This is a genomic window from Leptolyngbya sp. Cla-17 (assembly GCF_016807185.1).
In the GTDB taxonomy this organism is placed as follows: Bacteria; Cyanobacteriota; Cyanobacteriia; order Leptolyngbyales; family Leptolyngbyaceae; genus ULC077BIN1.
Map to the genome: position 1 here is coordinate 690,885 of NZ_JAEVYN010000001.1, position 19,362 is coordinate 710,246.

The 19,362-nt window shown below is 47.3% G+C and carries 16 protein-coding genes; 4 read left to right on the top strand and 12 right to left on the bottom strand.

The genetic code is table 11. From position 1 onward, the window contains the following. Position 1: 1 nt before the first annotated feature. Both JOY44_RS03220 and JOY44_RS03225 read left to right on the top strand, forming a co-directional pair. The gene (locus tag JOY44_RS03220; RefSeq protein ID WP_171572291.1) at positions 2-838 is read left to right on the top strand and encodes a DUF3598 family protein; all 837 of its coding nucleotides are present in this window, start codon (positions 2-4) and stop codon (positions 836-838) included. A 49-nt stretch (positions 839-887) separates the two neighbouring features. Continuing rightward, complete coding sequence (locus tag JOY44_RS03225; protein WP_171572292.1) at positions 888-1,697, top strand: pathogenesis-related family 1 protein; 810 nt, start codon at positions 888-890, stop codon at positions 1,695-1,697. A gap of 214 nt (positions 1,698-1,911) precedes the next feature. Here the strand turns inward: JOY44_RS03225 and JOY44_RS03230 are convergent, their stop codons facing one another. After that, complete coding sequence (locus JOY44_RS03230) at positions 1,912-2,268, bottom strand: hypothetical protein (protein ID WP_171572293.1); 357 nt, start codon at positions 2,266-2,268, stop codon at positions 1,912-1,914. Positions 2,269-3,061: 793 nt separating this feature from the next. Here JOY44_RS03230 and JOY44_RS03235 point away from each other — a divergent pair. Continuing rightward, positions 3,062-3,658, top strand: a complete 597-nt coding sequence (locus JOY44_RS03235; protein ID WP_203031925.1) for a hypothetical protein — start codon at positions 3,062-3,064, stop codon at positions 3,656-3,658. An 84-nt stretch (positions 3,659-3,742) separates the two neighbouring features. Here the strand turns inward: JOY44_RS03235 and JOY44_RS03240 are convergent, their stop codons facing one another. From JOY44_RS03240 to JOY44_RS03270, 7 genes are all read right to left on the bottom strand, one after another. Next, positions 3,743-4,111 (bottom strand): hypothetical protein, encoded by a 369-nt coding sequence (locus JOY44_RS03240; RefSeq protein ID WP_171572295.1) that lies wholly within the window; start codon positions 4,109-4,111, stop codon positions 3,743-3,745. A gap of 241 nt (positions 4,112-4,352) precedes the next feature. After that, a complete protein-coding gene (locus tag JOY44_RS03245; protein WP_171572296.1) occupies positions 4,353-5,288 on the bottom strand; it encodes an ABC transporter permease in 936 nt (311 codons plus the stop codon). 98 nt (positions 5,289-5,386) lie between these two features. Then, a complete protein-coding gene (locus JOY44_RS03250; RefSeq protein WP_197984918.1) occupies positions 5,387-6,412 on the bottom strand; it encodes an ABC transporter permease in 1,026 nt (341 codons plus the stop codon). Positions 6,413-6,451: 39 nt separating this feature from the next. After that, positions 6,452-7,954, bottom strand: a complete 1,503-nt coding sequence (locus JOY44_RS03255) for an alpha-amylase (RefSeq protein WP_171572297.1) — start codon at positions 7,952-7,954, stop codon at positions 6,452-6,454. Positions 7,955-8,054: 100 nt separating this feature from the next. Further along, positions 8,055-8,906 carry a M20/M25/M40 family metallo-hydrolase gene (locus JOY44_RS03260; protein ID WP_171572298.1) on the bottom strand — a complete coding sequence of 284 codons (852 nt, stop codon included), beginning with the start codon at positions 8,904-8,906 and terminating at the stop codon, positions 8,055-8,057. Between the two features lie 11 nt (positions 8,907-8,917). Then, complete coding sequence (locus JOY44_RS03265; RefSeq protein ID WP_171572299.1) at positions 8,918-9,805, bottom strand: PhzF family phenazine biosynthesis protein; 888 nt, start codon at positions 9,803-9,805, stop codon at positions 8,918-8,920. 117 nt (positions 9,806-9,922) lie between these two features. Then, positions 9,923-10,465, bottom strand: a complete 543-nt coding sequence (locus JOY44_RS03270) for a PadR family transcriptional regulator (protein WP_171572300.1) — start codon at positions 10,463-10,465, stop codon at positions 9,923-9,925. Positions 10,466-10,676: 211 nt separating this feature from the next. Here JOY44_RS03270 and JOY44_RS03275 point away from each other — a divergent pair, with 211 nt between their 5' ends. Then, the gene (locus JOY44_RS03275; RefSeq protein WP_171572301.1) at positions 10,677-12,107 is read left to right on the top strand and encodes a carotenoid oxygenase family protein; all 1,431 of its coding nucleotides are present in this window, start codon (positions 10,677-10,679) and stop codon (positions 12,105-12,107) included. Positions 12,108-12,348: 241 nt separating this feature from the next. Here JOY44_RS03275 and JOY44_RS03280 read toward each other — a convergent pair whose 3' ends face one another. The 4 genes from JOY44_RS03280 to JOY44_RS03295 form a co-directional block, all read right to left on the bottom strand. Further along, positions 12,349-13,902, bottom strand: coding sequence for a serine/threonine protein kinase (locus JOY44_RS03280; RefSeq protein WP_171572302.1), 1,554 nt, complete (start codon positions 13,900-13,902; stop codon positions 12,349-12,351). A gap of 239 nt (positions 13,903-14,141) precedes the next feature. Further along, on the bottom strand, positions 14,142-14,591 hold the full coding sequence (locus tag JOY44_RS03285; protein ID WP_171572303.1) for a hypothetical protein: 450 nt from the start codon (positions 14,589-14,591) through the stop codon (positions 14,142-14,144). 184 nt (positions 14,592-14,775) lie between these two features. Further along, on the bottom strand, positions 14,776-15,972 hold the full coding sequence (locus JOY44_RS03290; RefSeq protein ID WP_171572304.1) for an anhydro-N-acetylmuramic acid kinase: 1,197 nt from the start codon (positions 15,970-15,972) through the stop codon (positions 14,776-14,778). A 9-nt stretch (positions 15,973-15,981) separates the two neighbouring features. Beyond that, complete coding sequence (locus JOY44_RS03295; protein ID WP_171572305.1) at positions 15,982-19,077, bottom strand: GAF domain-containing protein; 3,096 nt, start codon at positions 19,075-19,077, stop codon at positions 15,982-15,984. Between the last annotated feature and the right edge of the window lie 285 nt (positions 19,078-19,362).

Here is a 19,362-nt window from a genome sequence, read left to right on the forward strand (position 1 = left end):
TATGAGCCAATGGGACTGTTTACTTCAAAATTTGGGAGAGTGGCAGGGTTCCTTCACTCGCTTTTCGGCGCAGGGAGACGAATTGGAGGATACACCAACGGTTGTTTCTTTGGAAGGACTGAATGGTAACCAAACCATCCGTCAAATTATTCGTCGTCTCACTCCAGAGCCGAGTGAAAAGGTTTTGGAATATAGCACTTTGGGGCGCGGAATCCTCTTCTTTGAAGATGGGGCGTTTTCCCAAGGGGCGCTTCAGTTTGCTCCTTTCTCAGAATTTGGGGCAGAGTTAGGCCTAGTTCACGGCGATCGCCGCTTGCGACTGGTGCAGTTGTTTGACCAAGCCAGCCGATGCGATCGCCTGACGCTAATTCGAGAGCATCTGGCTGGAACGACCACTCCAGAACGTCCTCCCTTAACTGTGGAAGGCCTGCTCGGCACCTGGCAGGGAGAAGCGACGACTCTGTATGCCGATTGGCGCACCCCCAACACTTTCTCCAGCACGCTACAAATTCAGCGAGAGGGCGATCGCTTACTGCAAAGGTTTTCATTCGGGTCGGGTGCATCCAGTCAAACGATCGCCTCTGTCGCTGAGATTGATGGAAATCGTCTCATGTTCACGCAAAGTCTTCAGCCTGCTCAAGTGGTGCTACTGCCCGACGGCGCATCATCGAACTGCCCCATGCAAATCAAACCAGGGCAGTCTTTTGTTTTAGAGGCTGGCTGGCTGATTCAACCCAATTTACGCCAGCGAATCATTCGCAGCTATAGCGACAAAGGCGAGTGGCTAAGTTTAACCTGTGTGACTGAACAAAAAGTTTCTGCGATACAGGGAACTTAAAGTCCTTGGGCATACTCAAAAGAACGAGACGTTCGCGACAGGTAGAAAGATGATTTCACAACGATATGGTTCGTTAGTCACAGCGATCGCAGTAGGTCTATCAGCGGCTTACATCAATCCTACTCTTCCAGCTAATGGAATTTTAGCGGGAATTCAATCTATCCCTAACGCAACTCCGCAAAACGGATTTCTGACAGGAATCGCTCAAAAACCCGCCCTGCCATTTCCGTTAGACGGTAAACCTGTATATGTGCGCCAGGGCGATCGCTGGCAAGAAGCTTTATTGGTGGGCTACGCCTGGAATAGCCAATCGGGTGTGCGTTATGACGTGAAGTACACCCAGAGTGGTAGTACCGAGAAAGGGGTTGGAACTGATCGGATTAAGTCTCTCACCAGTGCTCAAAAACAAGGGCTTGCCACTACAGTGTATGACGTATCAAGTCAGGTCGGCATTCAACAGATGCTCAATGCTCACAACGACTGGCGTAAACGGACTGGAGTTTCTAGCGTAACCTGGTCGCCCCAGTTGGCGACCGTTGCTCAGCAGTGGGCAAACAAGCTCCTGAAAGAAAACCGATTTGAGCACCGCACAAACTCACGCTATGGCGAGAACCTGGCATCCGCCTCTGGGCAACAGTTGAGTCCAGGACGAGTAGTGAAGATGTGGGGAGATGAAGTAAGCGATTACAACTATGCATCAAATACTTGCAAACCCGGAAAAATGTGTGGTCACTATACGCAAATCGTCTGGCGCAGCACTAAACAAGTGGGATGTGGCATGGCACGCGGCAACGGTCGGGAAGTGTGGGTTTGCAATTACGATCCACCAGGAAATTTTAGAGGGCAAAAACCGTATTAGGGTCTCTTCTAAAACCTCTAAATTTAGGTAGTGCTAAGTGCAAACAGCATTTACGCGAGTTGCTCCATAAAAATTACCCTAGTAATCAATTCAAACTCGCTCAAGCAAATCAAACCGATGAGAGAGAAACCGAAAAGCTACAGACCATAGAAAGTCTGTAGCTAGAATTTGATGAATTTAATTGGCTGTGTCAGCAAATGGCTTGACTATTTAATTAGTCTTTCCCTTCAGCCTTCTCTAACCCAGTTTTAATTCTTTCTTCAATCGAAACGGCTTTGCGTGAGTTGGAAGGGCGACTCATTTTGTTCATATCTGCACTGCCTTGAATTTCGTTAATCCCTTCATTTGCAGTTTTTTGAACTTGTTCCATTGAAGGCACACCATTTTGGATGATATCTTCTGACTTATCGATAATGTCGGTCAATGGAGCCTCACCCTTTGTAAGGCTAGTAGGTGCAGTCTTACCACCTGCTAGGGCTGGAAAGGCAGTTGAAAAAACCAGGATTGCACAGGTAAACGCGACTAATATAGTGCGGATTGCTTGCTTTAAATGAATACGGATAGAGTTCATGATATTTCCTCCGATGGATATATGTGAAATTTTTACAGGAAACCAAATCAATTCAAAAGCAAAAGTACATTGGCTTGGTATCTTCCTAGATACAGATCAAATGACTTCCTAGCTCTGAGCCCCTTTCTCATCATTACCAGTTTTTGGAATGGATAAAGGAAAGAAATGATTTCTCTTTTATTGTTTACATTCTCTTTTTTACTTGAAATCGGCTAGTTAGTTCATCAGTCTAGAGACTGAAGATCACTTTGCTGAATATGGGTTTTGTCTTCCTATTGGTTGATACGTCACGATCGCCCACCGAAAAATCGACATTAAAAAAGCAGCAGAATAGTTTCTGACGCATGGAATAGCGCTAGTTTTAGACGATCACATCAGCTATTTGTGGCGGCTAGTTGCTTTGTCATTTCCGTTGCATGTTGGTCGACATTGAATTCTACTAATAAATGCAGTACCACCTACCGCAAGCCTGTCGCGTTTCTAAAATGCAGTTACACAGGATCGTTTTGTCTTCAGCTTCGTGGAATAAGACTAGGGATTTTCTTTGCAAGGCGACATAATTTCTTCCGAAAAGGGGCTTTAGAGAACACATAGCAGAGTGCGGATTTTTACTTACTGGTCTTAGAAAGTGCGGTAGTTGTTATGCCTATAGTCAAGGCGGGAACAATAGAATATGGCATCTGAGCCGCTCTAGCTCAGCAATTATGGGTTGAATATCATGTCTACAATATCGCCTCATCTGACAGTCATAACAAAGTCTGTCTTTGTCTGTGAGCTTATACTTGCTCCAGCTATGGATGTTGATAAGACATGTGATTGGCTACGCTCAAATCATGTTTGGGAAATTACCTCTTCGCAAAAAGATCTCAATTATGAAGCGCTTTGGGCAATCAATTTTTGTACTGATAACGAACAGCTTGTCTCAAATCTTCAGAAAAGGTGTTCAGATCTTCATAACAAGTATAAAGAGAAGACCGATGAAGCTTTAAAGCAGAAGGATAAACGTATTGAACACTTAATAAATCAACTCGATGGTTTGCACCAGAAATTTGGAGACTTACAGTCAAAGTTGGTAAAACAGAGTTCAGCAATAGTTGGCTTGGAAGATGAGAAGAAAAGGCTAATGCGCGAGAATGCTTCCCTCGGACAACTTAAATCTGATAATCAATCTCTAAAAAGAGCCTACCAAAATAAGAATTCAGACCTTATTGAGGTACGGAAGGATCTTAAACGCTTACGACAAAGAAGTACTAGCTTTACTGACGAGACAGAAATAGTTGATGAGAAAGAAGCAATAAATTCTAGGGTTTACATCCCACTCGACGTTTGCATTGTCTGCGGTAAACCAGCAATGCTTGGTCAGGGACAATGCTTAGACTGTGCAAGATAATAATTTAGTGTGTTGCCGAATGACGAGATGATTTGGCTCAAATCTGAGCGAACCTCAAATTGTTTGGATAAAAACTAGATTTCGTTAATCTGCTTTCAAGTTAACGCCCAAACTGGGAGTCGGTGGAGAAACCTGAAAAAAGCCAAGGGGGTTTTCGTCTCTGGAGGGCCGAGTTGGGGTACGAATCAAATCCTCAGGAATCCCAATTCCGGTCGAAGAGGACTTGCCAACCCTGGATTGAATTGATTTTGCCACATCATCCAACTTGCTAGTTTGAGTCAAGGTTTTATTTGGGATAGCAGGATCCGATTGCCATGTAGAAAGCGGCTGAGGGGTCAAAAAATCGATGGAGCGTCCCTGAAGCCTTGATGGATAGTTTTCTTGGGCTGTAGCGGTAGCAGTCATCGCGATCGCCCCTACCCATCCAAGAGATAAAACAAGCAGATAGTTCATAATGTTTTTTGCGATAGCTTTTTAATCAACAGGCTCATCTAGAAAAAATATGCATAAAAGACGCGATCGCTTTCACATCCTGCACTCAAGGCTAAATCTTCTCACTCTAAATATACGTAAGCTGCAACTTCGCACGGATAGAGCTTGTATTATATATTCACAATTATAAAGGAAAGGATTAGTTCCCCTTCCGCTTAGCCTTTGTCCTTGTTTTTAACCCATCATCATTCATCATTTTTTATTACCTCTTTAAACCTTCCTTGGTGTAAGGAATTCCTAATGCAGCCGGGGGCGTGGATTTACCTGCCAAGCCAACCAATGCCAGCAATGCAGTGACATAGGGCAGCATTGTCAAAAGCTGGTAGGGAATATTTAGGTTAAACGCCTGCACTCTAAGCTGTAGCGCTTCTGTAGCGCCAAACAGAAAACAGGCTAATACCGTACCCACAGGATGCCATCTGCCAAAAATCAATGCTGCTAAGGCAATGTAGCCTTTTCCTGCACTAATGCCTTCAGTAAAATACTTTACGTGCGCTAGCACTAGATAAGCGCCGCCCAATGCCGCTAAACCACCACTTAATATGACACAACTATATCTCACCCAGCCTACCCAAATGCCTGCTGTGTCTGCGGCACGGGGATACTCACCCACGGCGCGCAGGGTTAATCCTAAACTGGTGTAAAACAACAGATAGGTTGTCAATGGCACTAACACAAACAATCCATAAACCAGCACATCTTGATTGAAGCACAAAGAGCCGATGAACGGAATTTGGCTCAGCCCTGGCACAGAGATCGCGCCAATTCCAGATAGCTTTTGAGTCGTTTCAGCAGTGAACACCAACCGCGATCCAAATGCTGTTAACCCTGCTGCCGAGAGGTTAATCGCCAATCCCGACACCAGTTGATCCACGCGTAGCGTCACACTGAGATAGGCGTGCAGCAACCCCACCAAGGCACCTGCCATCACTGCTGCCATTGCACCTAGCCACACGTTGCCGCTATAAAACGTTACCGCCGCGCTCACAAATGCGCCGGTCAGCAACATGCCTTCTAACCCAATATTCAAAACGCCCGATCGCTCAGAGAACAATCCTCCTAACGCCGCAAACGCCAGCGGTACAGACAAGCGCATACTCGCAGCCAGATAGTCAGAAAAGAAAGCAATGTTGTTCATAAGAAATTGACGAATGGCAAATTCAAATCTTCAAACTTCAAACCCCGAACTCTGAACTTGAAACTTTGAACTCCAAGCTCACCTCTTCGCTTTGATATTCATTCTTCTTTTCGTTCCAACGTTAAGCTAATAGCGATGAACAGCACGGTTAAACCTTGAATGGCATAGACCACGGTAACAGGCACTCCGGCGCTGCGCTGCATGACATTGGCACCGCTGCGAAGGGCACCAAAGAACAAGGAAATTAAGACGATGCCTGCGAGATTGCCGCGACACAGAATGGCGATCGCGATCGCGTCAAAGCCATAGCCCGGTGAGAAATTTTCAAACAGGCGATATTTCAAACCTAGAACCTCGCCTGCTCCTGCCAATCCTGCTAAGCCACCCGCCAGAGTCATAACAGCCATAACGGTGCGTGAAACAGAAATTCCCGCGTAGCGAGCCGCGATTGGGTTTTGTCCCACAGCTTCAATTTGATACCCGAAAGGCGTATAAGCAAATCCAAACCAGATCAAGACCGTTGCCAGTAGCCCCACCAAAATTCCAGCATGAGTTTGGGTTTGGGGCAGCAAAATTGGCAGTTGAGCTGCCACATTAATTGGTGGGCTGAAAGGACTGGGAGCATTAGCTTCCATCATGGGATGACTCACCAAGTAGCTAATCAAATTCTGGGCAATGTAGTTCAACATCAAGGTCGTAATCACCTCGTTCACGCCGCGCACTGCTTTCAAATAGCCTGGAATCAAACCCCACAGTCCGCCAAACAAAAAGCCACTGAATAAGGCAAGCGGCACCAAAATAAAACTGGGCAACCCGTGAATATATAGCCCCACTAAGGCACTGCCTAACCCACCCATGTAAATTTGACCCTCACCCCCAATGTTAAACTGACCCGCTTTGAGGGCAATCAAAACCCCCAAGCTGGTCAGAAGCAAGGGGGCTGTTTTGGTGAGAGTATTTCCAAAGCCGTAATAATCAGTTAAGGCTTCGCTAAACAAAACCGCATAGGCTTTGATGGGATTAACTCCCGCGATCGCAATTAACCCAGCTCCGACCAACATCGCCACTGCGATCGCCATCACCGGAGACAACACTGGCAGCCATTGAACAACTCTAGATTTCACAAATACTCAGCCAACACGCCATCGTTGACCAGCATCCTATCATTCTCCTTCTATCCAAACGGATACTGAGCCACCATTACAGCAAAAATCTCCCCAGCCATGTTCATTCGTGCGAACGGATTCAGCAACATGCTCAGTAATGTCCCGAAAAACTGCATTCGACCTGCCAACTTCCATCCACTTGCGGCCTCCTGCACCATCGCTCATCAATACTGCCATTGCCTTAGACTCGTGAGAATTTCCTAAGCGCGTCCAACCAATGCAATCGGGATGATCAAAATAGTCATACTGGATACCGTAAGCAAAGTGACGACGAGCGTAGAGAAACTTGTCAATTAACCAGCGGTGGTTATTGAGCCAAACCTCATGCTCTGTACCGTCTTGCCCTTTATCGTAGTAATGCGCTCCATAGTAGTCAGCATAAAACACGCAGGGGTAGCCTTCTTGGCGCAGCAGAATCAGCGCATAGGCGAGGGGCTTAAACCAGGGTTCCACTACCGATTCCAGCAGTTGTAATGGTTGGGAGGTATGGCTTTCTACAAAGGTGACCGCCAAGCTAGGCTGCTCTCGCATTAAGGTGCCGTTCAAAATGCGACGCATGTCGAAATGCCCACTGGCACGGCTAGCGCGATGAAAGTTGTAGTGTAGTGGTACATCAAACAGGGAGATTTGCCCGTTGGTTTGATGAATAAACTCATGGAGTGATTCCACGTCATCCGCCCAGTAATCTCCAACGGCAAACACTTCGCGGTTGGCAAAGCGGCGGATATGGGTCAACCATTCAACACAGAATGAAGCCCGAACGTGAGCGATCGCATCCAGCCGAAATCCATTCACGCCTGTGGTGTTTAAAGTCCATTCGCCCCAGTATTTCAATTCTTCTTGCACTTTGGGATGGGTGGTGTCGATCGCGCAGGATGTTGAAAAAGTCGGCAAAGAATGACGCGGATCAACCTCTGTTTCAAATTCCTTGTCTTTGAGGCGATAAAGGGTGCGATCTCCCGGTTTATCTAGGTTGTGATGAACACAGTCAAAATGTCGCTTGTGCCAGGTCATGTCGGAATGTTTACCGTTACGACCCGGAAACGTAAACTGGCTGAGAATTTTGATGATTTGGCTGGGTATCGTTCCCGTCAGGATCACGTCGCGAAATTCCCACTGGCGATCGTCTATCCGCCCTGCGATCGCCTCTACCCCTTCTGCCCCATCTCCCCCCGTTTTATGACTCAGAACGGCATCTGCATACACTTGCATCCCTTGCTGATGGGCTGCTTGGATAGCCGCTAGATATTGATCACGAGTGCCATATTTGGTGCGAATGGTTCCTTTTTGATCAAACTCGCCCAAATCAAATAAATCATAGGCAGTGTAGCCCATATCCTGAATGCCGTCACTGCCCTTGTAGGCAGGAGGTAGCCAAAGTGTTGTAAACCCCGCGTCCGCTAGATCCTTGACCTGATTTTTCAGGGTATCCCAGTGCGTTCCATCGTTAGAAACATGTGTCTGGAAATACTGCATCATCACACCATTGATTTCTGTCATGCGGTTGCCTTGGATAAGTGACGAGGTTGGCTTAATAAACGATTGTGCGGCTCACCCGATTGATTCAGTCTCAATTGTGCCCTATAGGTTTTATTGTGTCTTACAGTTTTTGTAGTCCTTGAAAGAGCCCCCAACAAACTCCTGCAAGGAAGTCTAGATCCAGCGTTTCTAGGCGATCGCTAGGTTGGTGATAGTGAGGATTTCGCATAAATGCCGTATCGGTAACCATAATCGCCCGGTAGCCACAATCCCAAAAGGGGGAATGATCACTCAGGCGCGTAGAGGGAATGAATTGCCCGGCCACTCCTGCGGGAAGCCACTGGACTGAGGTTCCCACTTTGCAAATGGCGCGGTGTAGATGCATTAAATCGGGAATGGTAGATGCATTGCCAATGAGCGCAATAAAATCGCCGCGATCGGGGTAAAACTGCTTTAGACCAGGCGGATAGGTTTGAGAATTGGGTTCTTTGCTGCAATACCCCAGCATCTCTAAAGACAGCATCAGCCTCAAGGGTTGGTCTTGTTGACGCATTTCTGCTGCATATTGACGACTGCCCACCATGCCATATTCTTCCAAGTCAAAGGCAATCAGGCGCACAGGGTGTCGAGCGGGATCGGCGGCAAACAGGCGTGCCAGCTCTAGCAAGGCGGCGACACCGCTGGCGTTGTCATCTGCTCCAACGGTTCCGGGCACCGCGTCGTAGTGGGCACCAATAATTATCGGTGGCTGATGGGCTTTTGGCTGCGCTGGCAGATTTAACACTAGATTGGTGTGGGTGAGTCCGCGATGGCTGAAGGTGTGTTTTTCAACGGTGCCCCACTGCTGAAGCTGATCGTGAATATACTGCTGCACGTAAAAATGCCCAGCCGTTGCCAGATAAGGATCACGCTCTCGCACAATTTCTAGCAGGTGCGATCGCACCCGATCTTTCAGGTCATTCTCTGCCACCATGCCACTCGCCCTTAAACAAACTCTCCCTGAGCCACCAAAATCACTTTGCCGCCCACGGATACATCAATCCTAGCCTCTGTTTTTTCTGCCTTTAGCAAAATTAAGGATGGTCTGCCAATTTCGTAGCCTTGCTCAACTCGTACATCAACTGTCGGCGTTCCCAGGTATTCATACTGCGCTAGATAAGCTGCAAAACAGCCATTGGCACTACCCGTTGCTGGATCTTCGGGAATACCGAGATAGTGAGCAAACATCCGAGCGCTGAAGTGATTGGCGGAATGGCGGACTTCTGGACAAAAACAAAAGATCATCTTAGCTTCGAGGGGATCGAGTAGAGCAGGCAGGCGATCGCGATTTACCTGAATCTGCTGCAATGCTGTCAAGGTTTTGAGCGGCACGATAATAAAAGGAACGCCCGTTGACACTTCTTGAATGGGGACGCTTGGATCTATGTCGGTGATTTCCAAACCCAGGACAGGCGCGATCGCGTCGGGCGCAATGGTCTGACCAAAAACTGGCGGATTGTGTTTCATCCACAGCATTTCCGGCAAGCCATTCGCATAGAAAATTTGAACCGGAATTTGCCCCACAGTGAGATTCAAATTAACCGTTTCCACCGCTTGTTGAACGACTCGCTGCTGCAAAATAAACGCTGTTCCTAGGGTGGGATGTCCAGCAAACGGCAACTCCTGCACGGGCGTAAAAATCCGCACGGGATAGCCGTCCGCTTCTAGCTCTAACGAAGTGATAAACGTAGTTTCCGAAAAGTTGAGTTCCTTCGCAATCTGCTGCATTTCCGCGGTGGAAAGATTGCCCGCTTGCGGAAAAACCGCCAGTTGATTCCCCGCATACTTCGTTTCTGCAAATACGTCCACAATGTAAAAAGGTTGGTTGGGCATGACTTTAAGTTTTAAGTTTGAGTTTTGAGTTCGAGGTTCAGAATGCGGAGTTTGGAGTTTTGAATTTGCTATATCTCCTACGGAGACGCTACGCGAACGTTATTCGTCGCTCGCACCTTACCCCTCGCCTTTCCTTAAACATTCAAGTGCTTCGTCGCACCATTCAATCCAGTCAATCTCATAGCGGATGCCGCGCCGCAGAGTCAAGTAGGGGAAGGTTTGTTCACTGGAAAGGCGATCGCAGTTAGCAAAAAATTGCTGCTCAATTTGGCGGTAATTTGCCAAGGTTGCGGCATGAAGCTGACGATGGTGCTGAATTTCCTGACAAATGGGTTTTGCACCCACGATCACCCCGGCGAACACTTTCACCAAAAGCTCTTCTTTCACAGCGCTGACATCGCAGGGTTGGTTTGCCCATGCCACAAACTTTTGTCGCCCCAAATTGGTAATGCTATACAGCTTTTTATCGGGGCGACCTGCTTGGGGAATAGTTTCGACGGTAACCCAGGCTTGCGCCTCTAGCTTGGCAAGCTCTCGATAAATCTGTTGGTGCGTTGCTTTCCAAAAGCTGCCAATGGAGCCTGCAAAGGTTTTAGTCAAGTCATAACCTGTGAAAGGACTCTCCAGTAAAAGCGCAAGAATCGCATGAGCGAGTGCCATCGTTTTAGCCAAATACAAAATGATATGCAACTATTGACATATGCAAATTATCGCATAATATGAGATCGTTAGTGCAATTAATTGCATATTGCACGTTGAAGAGCAACTGACTGAGCTTGCTTTAATAGCTCGATCAAAAGCGATCTCACGTGATTTCTTCAACTACCTTACGTTTCCACCCCTGTCCTGCATCACGTTAGGAGCCACTATCATGACAGCCACACTTCGACCTGTGCAAACTCCCGCCTGGGCAACTGCCGTTCTTCAACCCGCCCAAGAATTTTCGCCTACCTCCTTGACTGTTTTATCCGGTGCCATTCCTGCTGGGCTGCGCGGTTCTCTGTACCGCAACGGTCCCGCCACTCTCGAACGCGGTGGTCAGCGCATGGGGCATTGGTTTGATGGAGATGGTGGCATTTTGGGCATTCACTTTACCGATGCTGGGGCAACTGGGGTCTATCGCTATGTGCAAACAGCAGGGTATCAACTCGAAGAAAAAGCGGGGCGGCTGATCCTGGCTGGCTATGGCATGGTGCCATCGGGTCCACTTTGGCAGCGATTTAATAAAGATGTGAAAAATGTAGCGAATACTTCTGTAATCGCGTTGCCCGATAAGCTTTTGGCACTGTGGGAGGGCGGCAAACCACACGCTCTGACGCTGGATACTCTGGAAACAGTTGGTTTAGACGATTTGGATGGATTGAAACAGCGTCCCTACTCGGCTCATCCTAAGCGCGATCCAAAAACGGGAGCTATTTTCAACTTTGGGGTGAGCACGGGTGCAAAAAGTTTGCTGCATGTTTATTGCAGCGATGCTAGCGGTAAGATTCAGCGACAAAACGCGATTCCGCTGAGCGGGCTGTCGCTGATTCATGACTTTGCGATCGCTGGAAAATATTTGGTCTTTTGCATCCCACCCGTTCGCCTGGATGTTTTGCCACTGCTTGCCCGCATTAAAAGCTACAGCGAAGCACTCTTGTGGCAGCCCGACAAAGGCACTGAAATCCTCGTGGTGGATCAAGAAACTCTCGAAGTCGTCAGCAGAACGACTACCGACCCTTGGTATCAATGGCATTTTGGTAATGGCTATCAGCTTCTAGATGGTTCCATTACGATTGAAATTTGCCGCTACCCAGACTTTCAAACCAATCAACGCTTGAGGGAAGTTTCTACCGGCTCGACTCAAACGGTTGCCGTGGCGACCCTGTGGCACTTACGACTCGACCCGATACTCGGCAACGTGCTTGAAAATCAGCAAGTATTAGACCGAAGCTGTGAGTTTCCTGTAACCCAACCGCAAGACCTGGGGCAACCTTCGCGCTACACCTATCTTTCAATTCATTGTCAAGCAACCGATGTGCAAAGCGAAGTTTACGACGCGATCGCCCGCTTTGATCACCAAACCGGGACTCTCACTGAAGCGAATTTGGGTGCTCAGCGCTATCCGATGGAACCGATTTATGCGCCTGATGCCCAAAATTCTGATCAAGGTTGGATTTTAACCGTTGTTTATGACGACGCCATCAATGCTAGTGAAGTGTGGATTTTCGATGCAGATCATTTAGACTATGAACCCGTGTGTCGCTTGGCACTGCCTGCAATTGTGCCTATCGGTTTTCACGGCACTTGGAAACCAGCATAGTGAACAATAGTCGAGATTAAAGGCAGCATTAGGTCACCCAAATTTGGAAAAAATGTATCAGCCTAGATAAAAGATTAATCCAAGCACTAGCTGGTATTGCCGTAGCATGCCGTAAGAAGTTGGCTATGCATAAGCGCGCAGCATAGTCGTCAATACCTTTTGGCGGTGCAATTCCTATGACTTCAACTTAAAAGGCTTGTGAGCAATCTCACGATTCCTCACAAGCCTTTTTAAAGTTCTTTTATACCCAGGGTGAACTGTTAGAGGTGATTTCTAAGTCCTCGACGATTTTGGGCTTAAGCTTTTCAAATTCCGCTTGGAGCAAATTTTTGGTCATGCTGGGATGTCCGAGCGATGGTGAAGATTGGCTAGCGATCGCCCACTGCTTCAACAACGAACATTGAGACGGATGAATGGTAATTGTAATCCCATGGGCGCACTGAGGTGGATCTTCTAAGGCAAACAGTAATACCTGGTATTGTCCCGTTTCACCCATTAAACGAAGCATCTCTTGTCCAAATGGAGTTTTTAGATCAAGGTAACAGCGTAGCCATCGAGGTCCTTGTTCTTTACTATGAAAGCGATTGTAAATTGCTGTCAGCCATAACACCATGGGATGAGGCGACATTGAACACAGAAAATTTTTGTAGATGCGGTTATAAATTCGATTGACTTGCAGGCTGTGGATTTCCTTTTGGGGCAGCATCACCCAAATCGTTGGCACACTTTCCTTGCCAGTCGAAAAAATTTGAGGAAATACAATTTGAGCGACAGGCTTATCTTTAGGCCACATTGCATGAGCAGCAATATCACCGGATAGAGAGGGCGCAACGGAACGCGATCGCTCTTCAATCAACGGTTTCTTTGCGAGCGCTTCGCTAATACGGTTGCCAATGTGATGATTGGCACTGTAGCGCTGTTCGAGCGGTTCAAGAGCCTTGAGAACTTCGACGATTGATTGAGGACGATCCGCCGCCTTTTTCTCCAAACACCCCATCACTAAGGTTTCTAAGGCATTGGGTACTTTTAAAGTGGGATTAACCGATTTGAAAGTGCGTGGCGGTTTAGAATGATGAGCTTTGTACCAGGCACCAAAAGTATGGGTTTCTGCTTGTAATGGCATTTTGCCCGTTAGCATTTCAAACATCATGATGCCAAGGCTATAAATGTCTGAACGAGCATTTAAGTCTTGTCCTTCCATCTGTTCCGGAGAAGAGTAAGGCAGAGTTCCCATGAAAGAACTGGTTTGCCCACTATCTTCTTGCAGCAGCTTGGCAATGCCAAAGTCTAAAATTTTAACCAACTCGCCTAAAAGCGCATTTTGGCTAACCAGAATATTGCTAGGTTTAATATCCCGATGAATAATGGGGCACAGTTGACCATCCATTAAAATGCCTTGATGGGCGCACTGCAATCCCAAACAAATTTGACGGGCAAGGCTAAGAAATCGAGGCAACAACAGGGTCTGCGTGCTAATAATTTCGCTGAGGCTTTCCCCTTGAAGATATTCCATCACGTAATACGGCACATCGTCTTCGTTGATGCCATAGTCAGTCACTCGAACAATATGAATACTCTTTTGCCCTAGCTGGGCACAGGTGCGAGCTTCAAATTTGAAACGCTTGCGTAAGCTATCGTTTACTATCAGTGCTTGAGACAGAAACTTGACGGCAATGACTCCGCCCAGTAGAACGTCTTCAGCACGATATACCCTTCCCATAGCCCCTTTTCCTACCAGTTCAACCAATTGGTAGCGGTTGGAAAGTAAGTGTCCAATGTTGGGGTCTGTAGTCATAAGAGAAGCCAATGATGCGAGCCTCGCCCTAAAATCATGGTTGATGGAAGAAATAGATTTGGCGTAGCGGATATGAAACGGTGATTTACCTATGGTTGCTTATGGACTCAAACACCTTAAGCATGTAAAAACTGAGAATATACTCTTATTTGCTAGTAATCCCGTAAAACTAGTGTAATGACTCATTTTGACAGTTTTTTAGCAAGCGATCGCGGACGAACTAATTTACTTTGAGTCTATTACTCTAGCTGCCGCTCCAATGTCACTTCCATCGTACTGGTTAAATAATGCCCTGCCATGATGCCACTGGAGAGATAATATTTGTTTTCCTCAACGCGATACATCGTTTCAAACCCGCTCCGTCGCTGGCGATCGCCCAGCACCCAATATCGCTGCACAATAGACTCTTGAGCAACCCAACCTTCTCCTTCCACCCGTCCTAATAAGCTATGTTGCAAAACAAATGTGTATTGCCGTTCCCCAGAGTCCAATCGACCTCGATACTGAAGTGAAATTTCTTCGCGCTCACTATTTGGAAAAGCTAACTTTGTAACCATCGTAAACCAGTAGTCGTCTCGGCTCCAGCCCACTAAAGTTTTACCGACCACCGAAACTGGCATACCGTTCCGCTCTAGCCAGTGCCCCTGCATTGTCCAGCGTCCTGGCTGTATTAAAAAGGTGTGAGCCACAACGTTATCCTTTGGTTCGACAGCAAATTGTTATGCTGGTCAATCGGTAGCCCATGCTATCACGCATTTACAACACTAACAGGTAGATCAGAAAAGGGAAATAAGGAGTAGTACGGAGTGGGGAGTACGGAGTGGGGAGTACGGAGTGAAAAGTTGATTTCGTCTAACTCCTGACCCCTAATCCCTACCTCCCTACGTTGATTTCGCCCGACAGAACGGGGTGGGTTGCCCCGGTGACGGCGGGCAGGTTGCCGGGAATTTGGTGTAAGCGCCAGTATGCCAAAACAGCAAAGGCGATCGCTTCCTTGAAGTCGGCATCTACGCCCATATCATCGGTTGTTAGGACGGGAATTGGGTCAATTCGGGCTTGAATTCGCCGCTTGAGGTACTGGTTTTTGCTGCCGCCGCCACAGAGCAAGACACGATCGGGTTGGTTAGGTAAAAAAGTTTGGTAGCTGTGGGCAATGGAAGCGGCAGTCAATTCAGTTAAAGTTGCCAAAATATCCGCCGCCTCAACCATGCCGTCCGTTCGACAATCGACAAGACGTTGATTCAAGTATTCAACCCCAAACAATTCTCGCCCGGTTGATTTAGGCGGTGGCTGGTGGAAAAAAGGATGCTGAAGCCATTGGTCTACCAGCGAGTGGTTAGCCTGTCCAGATGCCGCCCAGTCGCCATTATGATCGTAGGTTTTAGTTGCCTGACTTAGATGCTGCACTGCTAAATCAAGCAAGCTGTTGCCGGGTCCTGTATCCCAGCCTAAAACTTCTGACTGCCAATCGTTTTGCTGATCAATCGCAGGCAGATAGGTGAGGTTACCAATACCACCAATGTTTTGTACACAGCTTGATTGGGATGGTTGCCCAAACAAACAAGCGTCAATTTTAGAAACCATGGGCGCACCTTGTCCACCCACCGCAATATCTGCTGCCCGGAAATTGCTGATAGTGGTGATGTCTGTGTAATGGGCGATCGCGTCTCCTCGCCCCAGTTGTAAGCTATAGCCAAGGGGATGAGGCGATCGCGTCTCATCCGCAGTCTGCACTCTGTACCTCGAACTCTGCCCCTGCACCGCTGGCCGATGAAATACGGTTTGCCCATGGGAGCCAATCAGCTCTGCGGCAGGGTGCCCAGTTTGAATGGTGAGGGCGGCTTGGGCAAAGTGGTAAGCGATCGCGTCATCTAGCGCTGCCAGGTCGGCGATCGACAATGCTGCACCTGCACACACCGCTAAGATTTGTTCCCGTAGAGCAGTTGGATAGGCAATGGTTTCGCCTGCTATCAGCGTTACTCGCAAATCTGTGGTGGAGCCGGAAATTTCAACCAGCGCTGCATCAATCCCATCCACCGAAGTGCCACTGATTAAACCGATTACAAGCATAAGAAGACGCTAAGAGCTAGAAATTAGACTACTCTGGGGAAATGTGACCATAAAGGTAGTTTGGTCGGTGTTGCTTTCTACTTGGAGGTCAGCGCCAATATGGGCGACAAGCTGTTTCACTAGCGCCAATCCCAAACCTATCCCACTATAGCGCCACGGGTCGTTGCGAGGAACGCGGTAAAATCTGTCAAAAATACGGGGTAATTCATCAGCGGGAATGGTTCCGGTATTCCGAACCCCCAAGCACAGCCCCTTGCTCGTCAAATGAGCAAATACACCGATGGTTCCTCCAGTGGCAGTGTATTTGCAAGCGTTGTCGAGCAATTCTGATAAAACGCGCCCTAAACAAGATAAATCGGTAATAAAGCAGGGTAAATTTTTAGGGATATCTATTTCAAGGATTTGCTCCTGAGTGTTTATTCTTTCGTAGAATGGCTCTATGGCGTGATTAATCCAGATTTGCGGGGTAACGGTCGATAGAACCAAAGGCTCTGTATCAGCATTTAAACGCGACAGGTTAAGCAAGTCATCGATTAGATTGATTTCTCGCTGACATTCAGTTTGCAAAATTTGAAAGTAGCGGCTGACACTGCTGGTTGCATCGTTAAGTATTCCCAATGGATCGAGAGCAATTTTTACCATTTGAACTGCCATCTTAATGCTGGACATGGGAGTTCGCAGTTCATGAGAGATGGTACTGAGAAAATCATCTTTCAAATAATTGAGATGTTCTAGCTCATGTACTTGAGCTTGGGCGGCTTGGTAGAGCCGAGATTGACGTAAGGCGATCGCGCATTGATTCGCTACAAGCTGCACCAAGCGAATTTCTACCTCACTAAATACTGTTTGGCTAGGTCGAAACAACCACAAGTCTCCAAGCACCCCTTGATCGTCAAATATGGGGCACGCCAAAATGCTTTGCCGTCCTACACCAGGTCTTACCGAATTCTCGGCGCTAAAGCAAAACTGAATGCACTGTTGTCGAAAAAGCTGCTGGTAGAAGTCGTCGCTGCACTGGTCTGCCATGGCAAACGTTTGCCCTTGTGCCGGAGGGAGCGAAACGAGATATTCATGCGTAACGGTAAATGTCGTGAGGGTTGAGTTGTACAGTCCAGCACTACAGCACTTAACCTTTAATCCTTGCCCCAAAGCTTCTACAGCGGTTTGCAAAATTTGGTTTTCGTCTAACGAATCGCGCACTTGATCGGTGATGCATTTAAGCAAGGATTCAAAGCTCAACGCCCGCTGGAGAGCGGTGGTGCGTTCTAGCACCTGACTTTCTAGCGCAAAGTTGAGCCGTTGCACTTCGGTGTATAGCTCTGATTGTTGAATGGCGATCGCTAGCTGGTCGGCAACCGTAGAGATTAATTCAACCTGCCAATCTTGCCAGATGAAAGCAGGGTCATGATTGACCAGTTGAATAGTGCCCCAAAGGCGATCACCAATCTGGATTGGCACTGCTAACCAGGCTCCTAAAAAGGTTTCTGCTGTTTGATTCAGTGGATTCTCTAACCGGGTGGCATTATCCAGTCGCACTATTTCAAACTGCTTGAGCAGAGCCATATGAGAAGTGTTGATATCAGACATTTCTGACCCAACAGTATGCTGAGAGCGTTCGAGATCATGGCAATGAGAGGCTAAACAGACCCAACTATTCTGAATCTCCAAATATTGGAAAACATCAGCTTGATCAACCTGAACCAGGGAACCGATTTCAAACACTGCTGCATTAAAAATAGTCTGAAGATCAAGGGAGTTGCGAACGGTTTGAATTAGTTTGCAAAGCGCCTGTTCTCGCTGAGCTTGTAGCTGGGTTTGCTGATAAAGCTGACTTTGTTGGAGGGCAATCGACAAACTGGTGGCAAGCCGTTTGAGAAAACTCACTTCCCAGTCTTGCCATTGCCGAGGAGCAGAGCATTGCTGCACCACGAGCAATCCCCAGAGAGCCTCTCCTTGAAGGATAGGAATCGCTAAATTCGCTTTGACTTGAAATTGCTCCAGTAGCTCTACGTGGCATGGCTCCCACCCAGCCGTATCAATGTTTTCAATTCTGCTGACTGCGCCACGGGCAAATGGCAGCAGACATTTTTCAGTGGCAAGATAAGGATCAAGGATTTCACGCCCTGCCATAGAAACCCAGCCTGGTGTAAGGGCTTCTACAATGACGAAACCGCTCCAGTTGGTTTCAAAACGGTAAATTACTACTCGATCGGTTTGCAAAAGCTGATGAATTTCGTTTACAGCGGTATCGAGAATGTCATTGAGGTTCAGCGATTGACGAATGCGTTCAGCGATCGCCCCTAATAACTGTTCTCGTTCTGCTTGCAGCCGCAGGTTTTGTGCTGCCTGATGACGTTGGGTAATGTCTTGAAACACCAGCACCCCGCCGGTAATTTTACCGCTGCTGTTGCGAATAGGTGTTGCCGAGTCACCCACTCTGCGGTCTAATCCGTCTTTTGTTCGCAAAAGACATTGCTCCGGCATATTCACCTGCATTCCTGCCTGCATTGCTTGCATCACAGGATTTTCTATCTGCTCGTGCGTGTCTGCATGAATCAAGTTGAGGATTTGGCTGACTGATGATCCTAAGGCATCGGTTAGTTGCCAGCCTGTAAGTCTTTCGGCAACTGGGTTCATAAAGGTGATTAAACCTGCTTGATCAGTGGCGATCGCACCGTCTCCAATACTGGTCAAGGTGGTTGTTAATCGTTGGTTTGCTTGCTCTAGCTGTTTTTCTAAACAATGTCGTTGCAGAGCAACATTGATCGCCACCTGAAGCTGTAACTGATTAAAGGGCTTGACGAGATAGCCAAAAGCGGAAGTCGAGGTTGCTCGTTTTAGAATTTCATCTTCAGTAGCTGCACTGATGTAAATAATTGGAATTTGAAATTGTCGGTAAATGCGATCGGCTGCGGTGATTCCATCAATCTCTCCAGATAAATGAATATCCATCAAAACTAGATCGGGATGAGTTTCCGATGCTAATTGAATAGATTGCAATCCATCTCCTACAATCGAGGCAACCTGGTGTTCTAACTGCACTAAGAAGTGGCAAATCATTTGAGCCGTAGTGGATTCATCTTCAACAACTAAGATTTTCGCCATAAGGAAGTGCAACGTCTTGCTGAACTGAACCAGTACCAAGAAATTACTATTTTGTCAGGAATCTGAAAAATGACTAGAGAGAAAACTTGGATCTTTTAGAGATCGCTTGACGCGATCGCATAACATAGTCATCTCTTGTCCCCTATCGGTTCACAGGACACTAGATGAAACATGAGTTTCCATTGTTAATTTTTCACTATTTCTCCAAGCCTCTTTAATTAGATGTGCTTGAGAAAGTAAGGCTATATCAGGCAGAAATCGGACTCTCACGGAAAGATCAATTGC

Bases quoted from the DNA above. Each gene is read 5' to 3' on its own strand.
- JOY44_RS03260 (WP_171572298.1), bottom strand. From the start codon at position 8,906: ATGGTGGCAGAGAATGACCTGAAAGATCGGGTGCGATCGCACCTGCTA.
- JOY44_RS03230 (WP_171572293.1), bottom strand. From the start codon at position 2,268: ATGAACTCTATCCGTATTCATTTAAAGCAAGCAATCCGCACTATATTA.
- JOY44_RS03270 (WP_171572300.1), bottom strand. From the start codon at position 10,465: ATGGCACTCGCTCATGCGATTCTTGCGCTTTTACTGGAGAGTCCTTTC.
- JOY44_RS03290 (WP_171572304.1), bottom strand. From the start codon at position 15,972: ATGCTTGTAATCGGTTTAATCAGTGGCACTTCGGTGGATGGGATTGAT.
- JOY44_RS03275 (WP_171572301.1), top strand. From the start codon at position 10,677: ATGACAGCCACACTTCGACCTGTGCAAACTCCCGCCTGGGCAACTGCC.
- JOY44_RS03255 (WP_171572297.1), bottom strand. From the start codon at position 7,954: ATGACAGAAATCAATGGTGTGATGATGCAGTATTTCCAGACACATGTT.
- JOY44_RS03220 (WP_171572291.1), top strand. From the start codon at position 2: ATGAGCCAATGGGACTGTTTACTTCAAAATTTGGGAGAGTGGCAGGGT.
- JOY44_RS03235 (WP_203031925.1), top strand. From the start codon at position 3,062: ATGGATGTTGATAAGACATGTGATTGGCTACGCTCAAATCATGTTTGG.
- JOY44_RS03225 (WP_171572292.1), top strand. From the start codon at position 888: ATGATTTCACAACGATATGGTTCGTTAGTCACAGCGATCGCAGTAGGT.
- JOY44_RS03240 (WP_171572295.1), bottom strand. From the start codon at position 4,111: ATGAACTATCTGCTTGTTTTATCTCTTGGATGGGTAGGGGCGATCGCG.
- JOY44_RS03295 (WP_171572305.1), bottom strand. From the start codon at position 19,077: ATGGCGAAAATCTTAGTTGTTGAAGATGAATCCACTACGGCTCAAATG.
- JOY44_RS03280 (WP_171572302.1), bottom strand. From the start codon at position 13,902: ATGACTACAGACCCCAACATTGGACACTTACTTTCCAACCGCTACCAA.
- JOY44_RS03245 (WP_171572296.1), bottom strand. From the start codon at position 5,288: ATGAACAACATTGCTTTCTTTTCTGACTATCTGGCTGCGAGTATGCGC.
- JOY44_RS03265 (WP_171572299.1), bottom strand. From the start codon at position 9,805: ATGCCCAACCAACCTTTTTACATTGTGGACGTATTTGCAGAAACGAAG.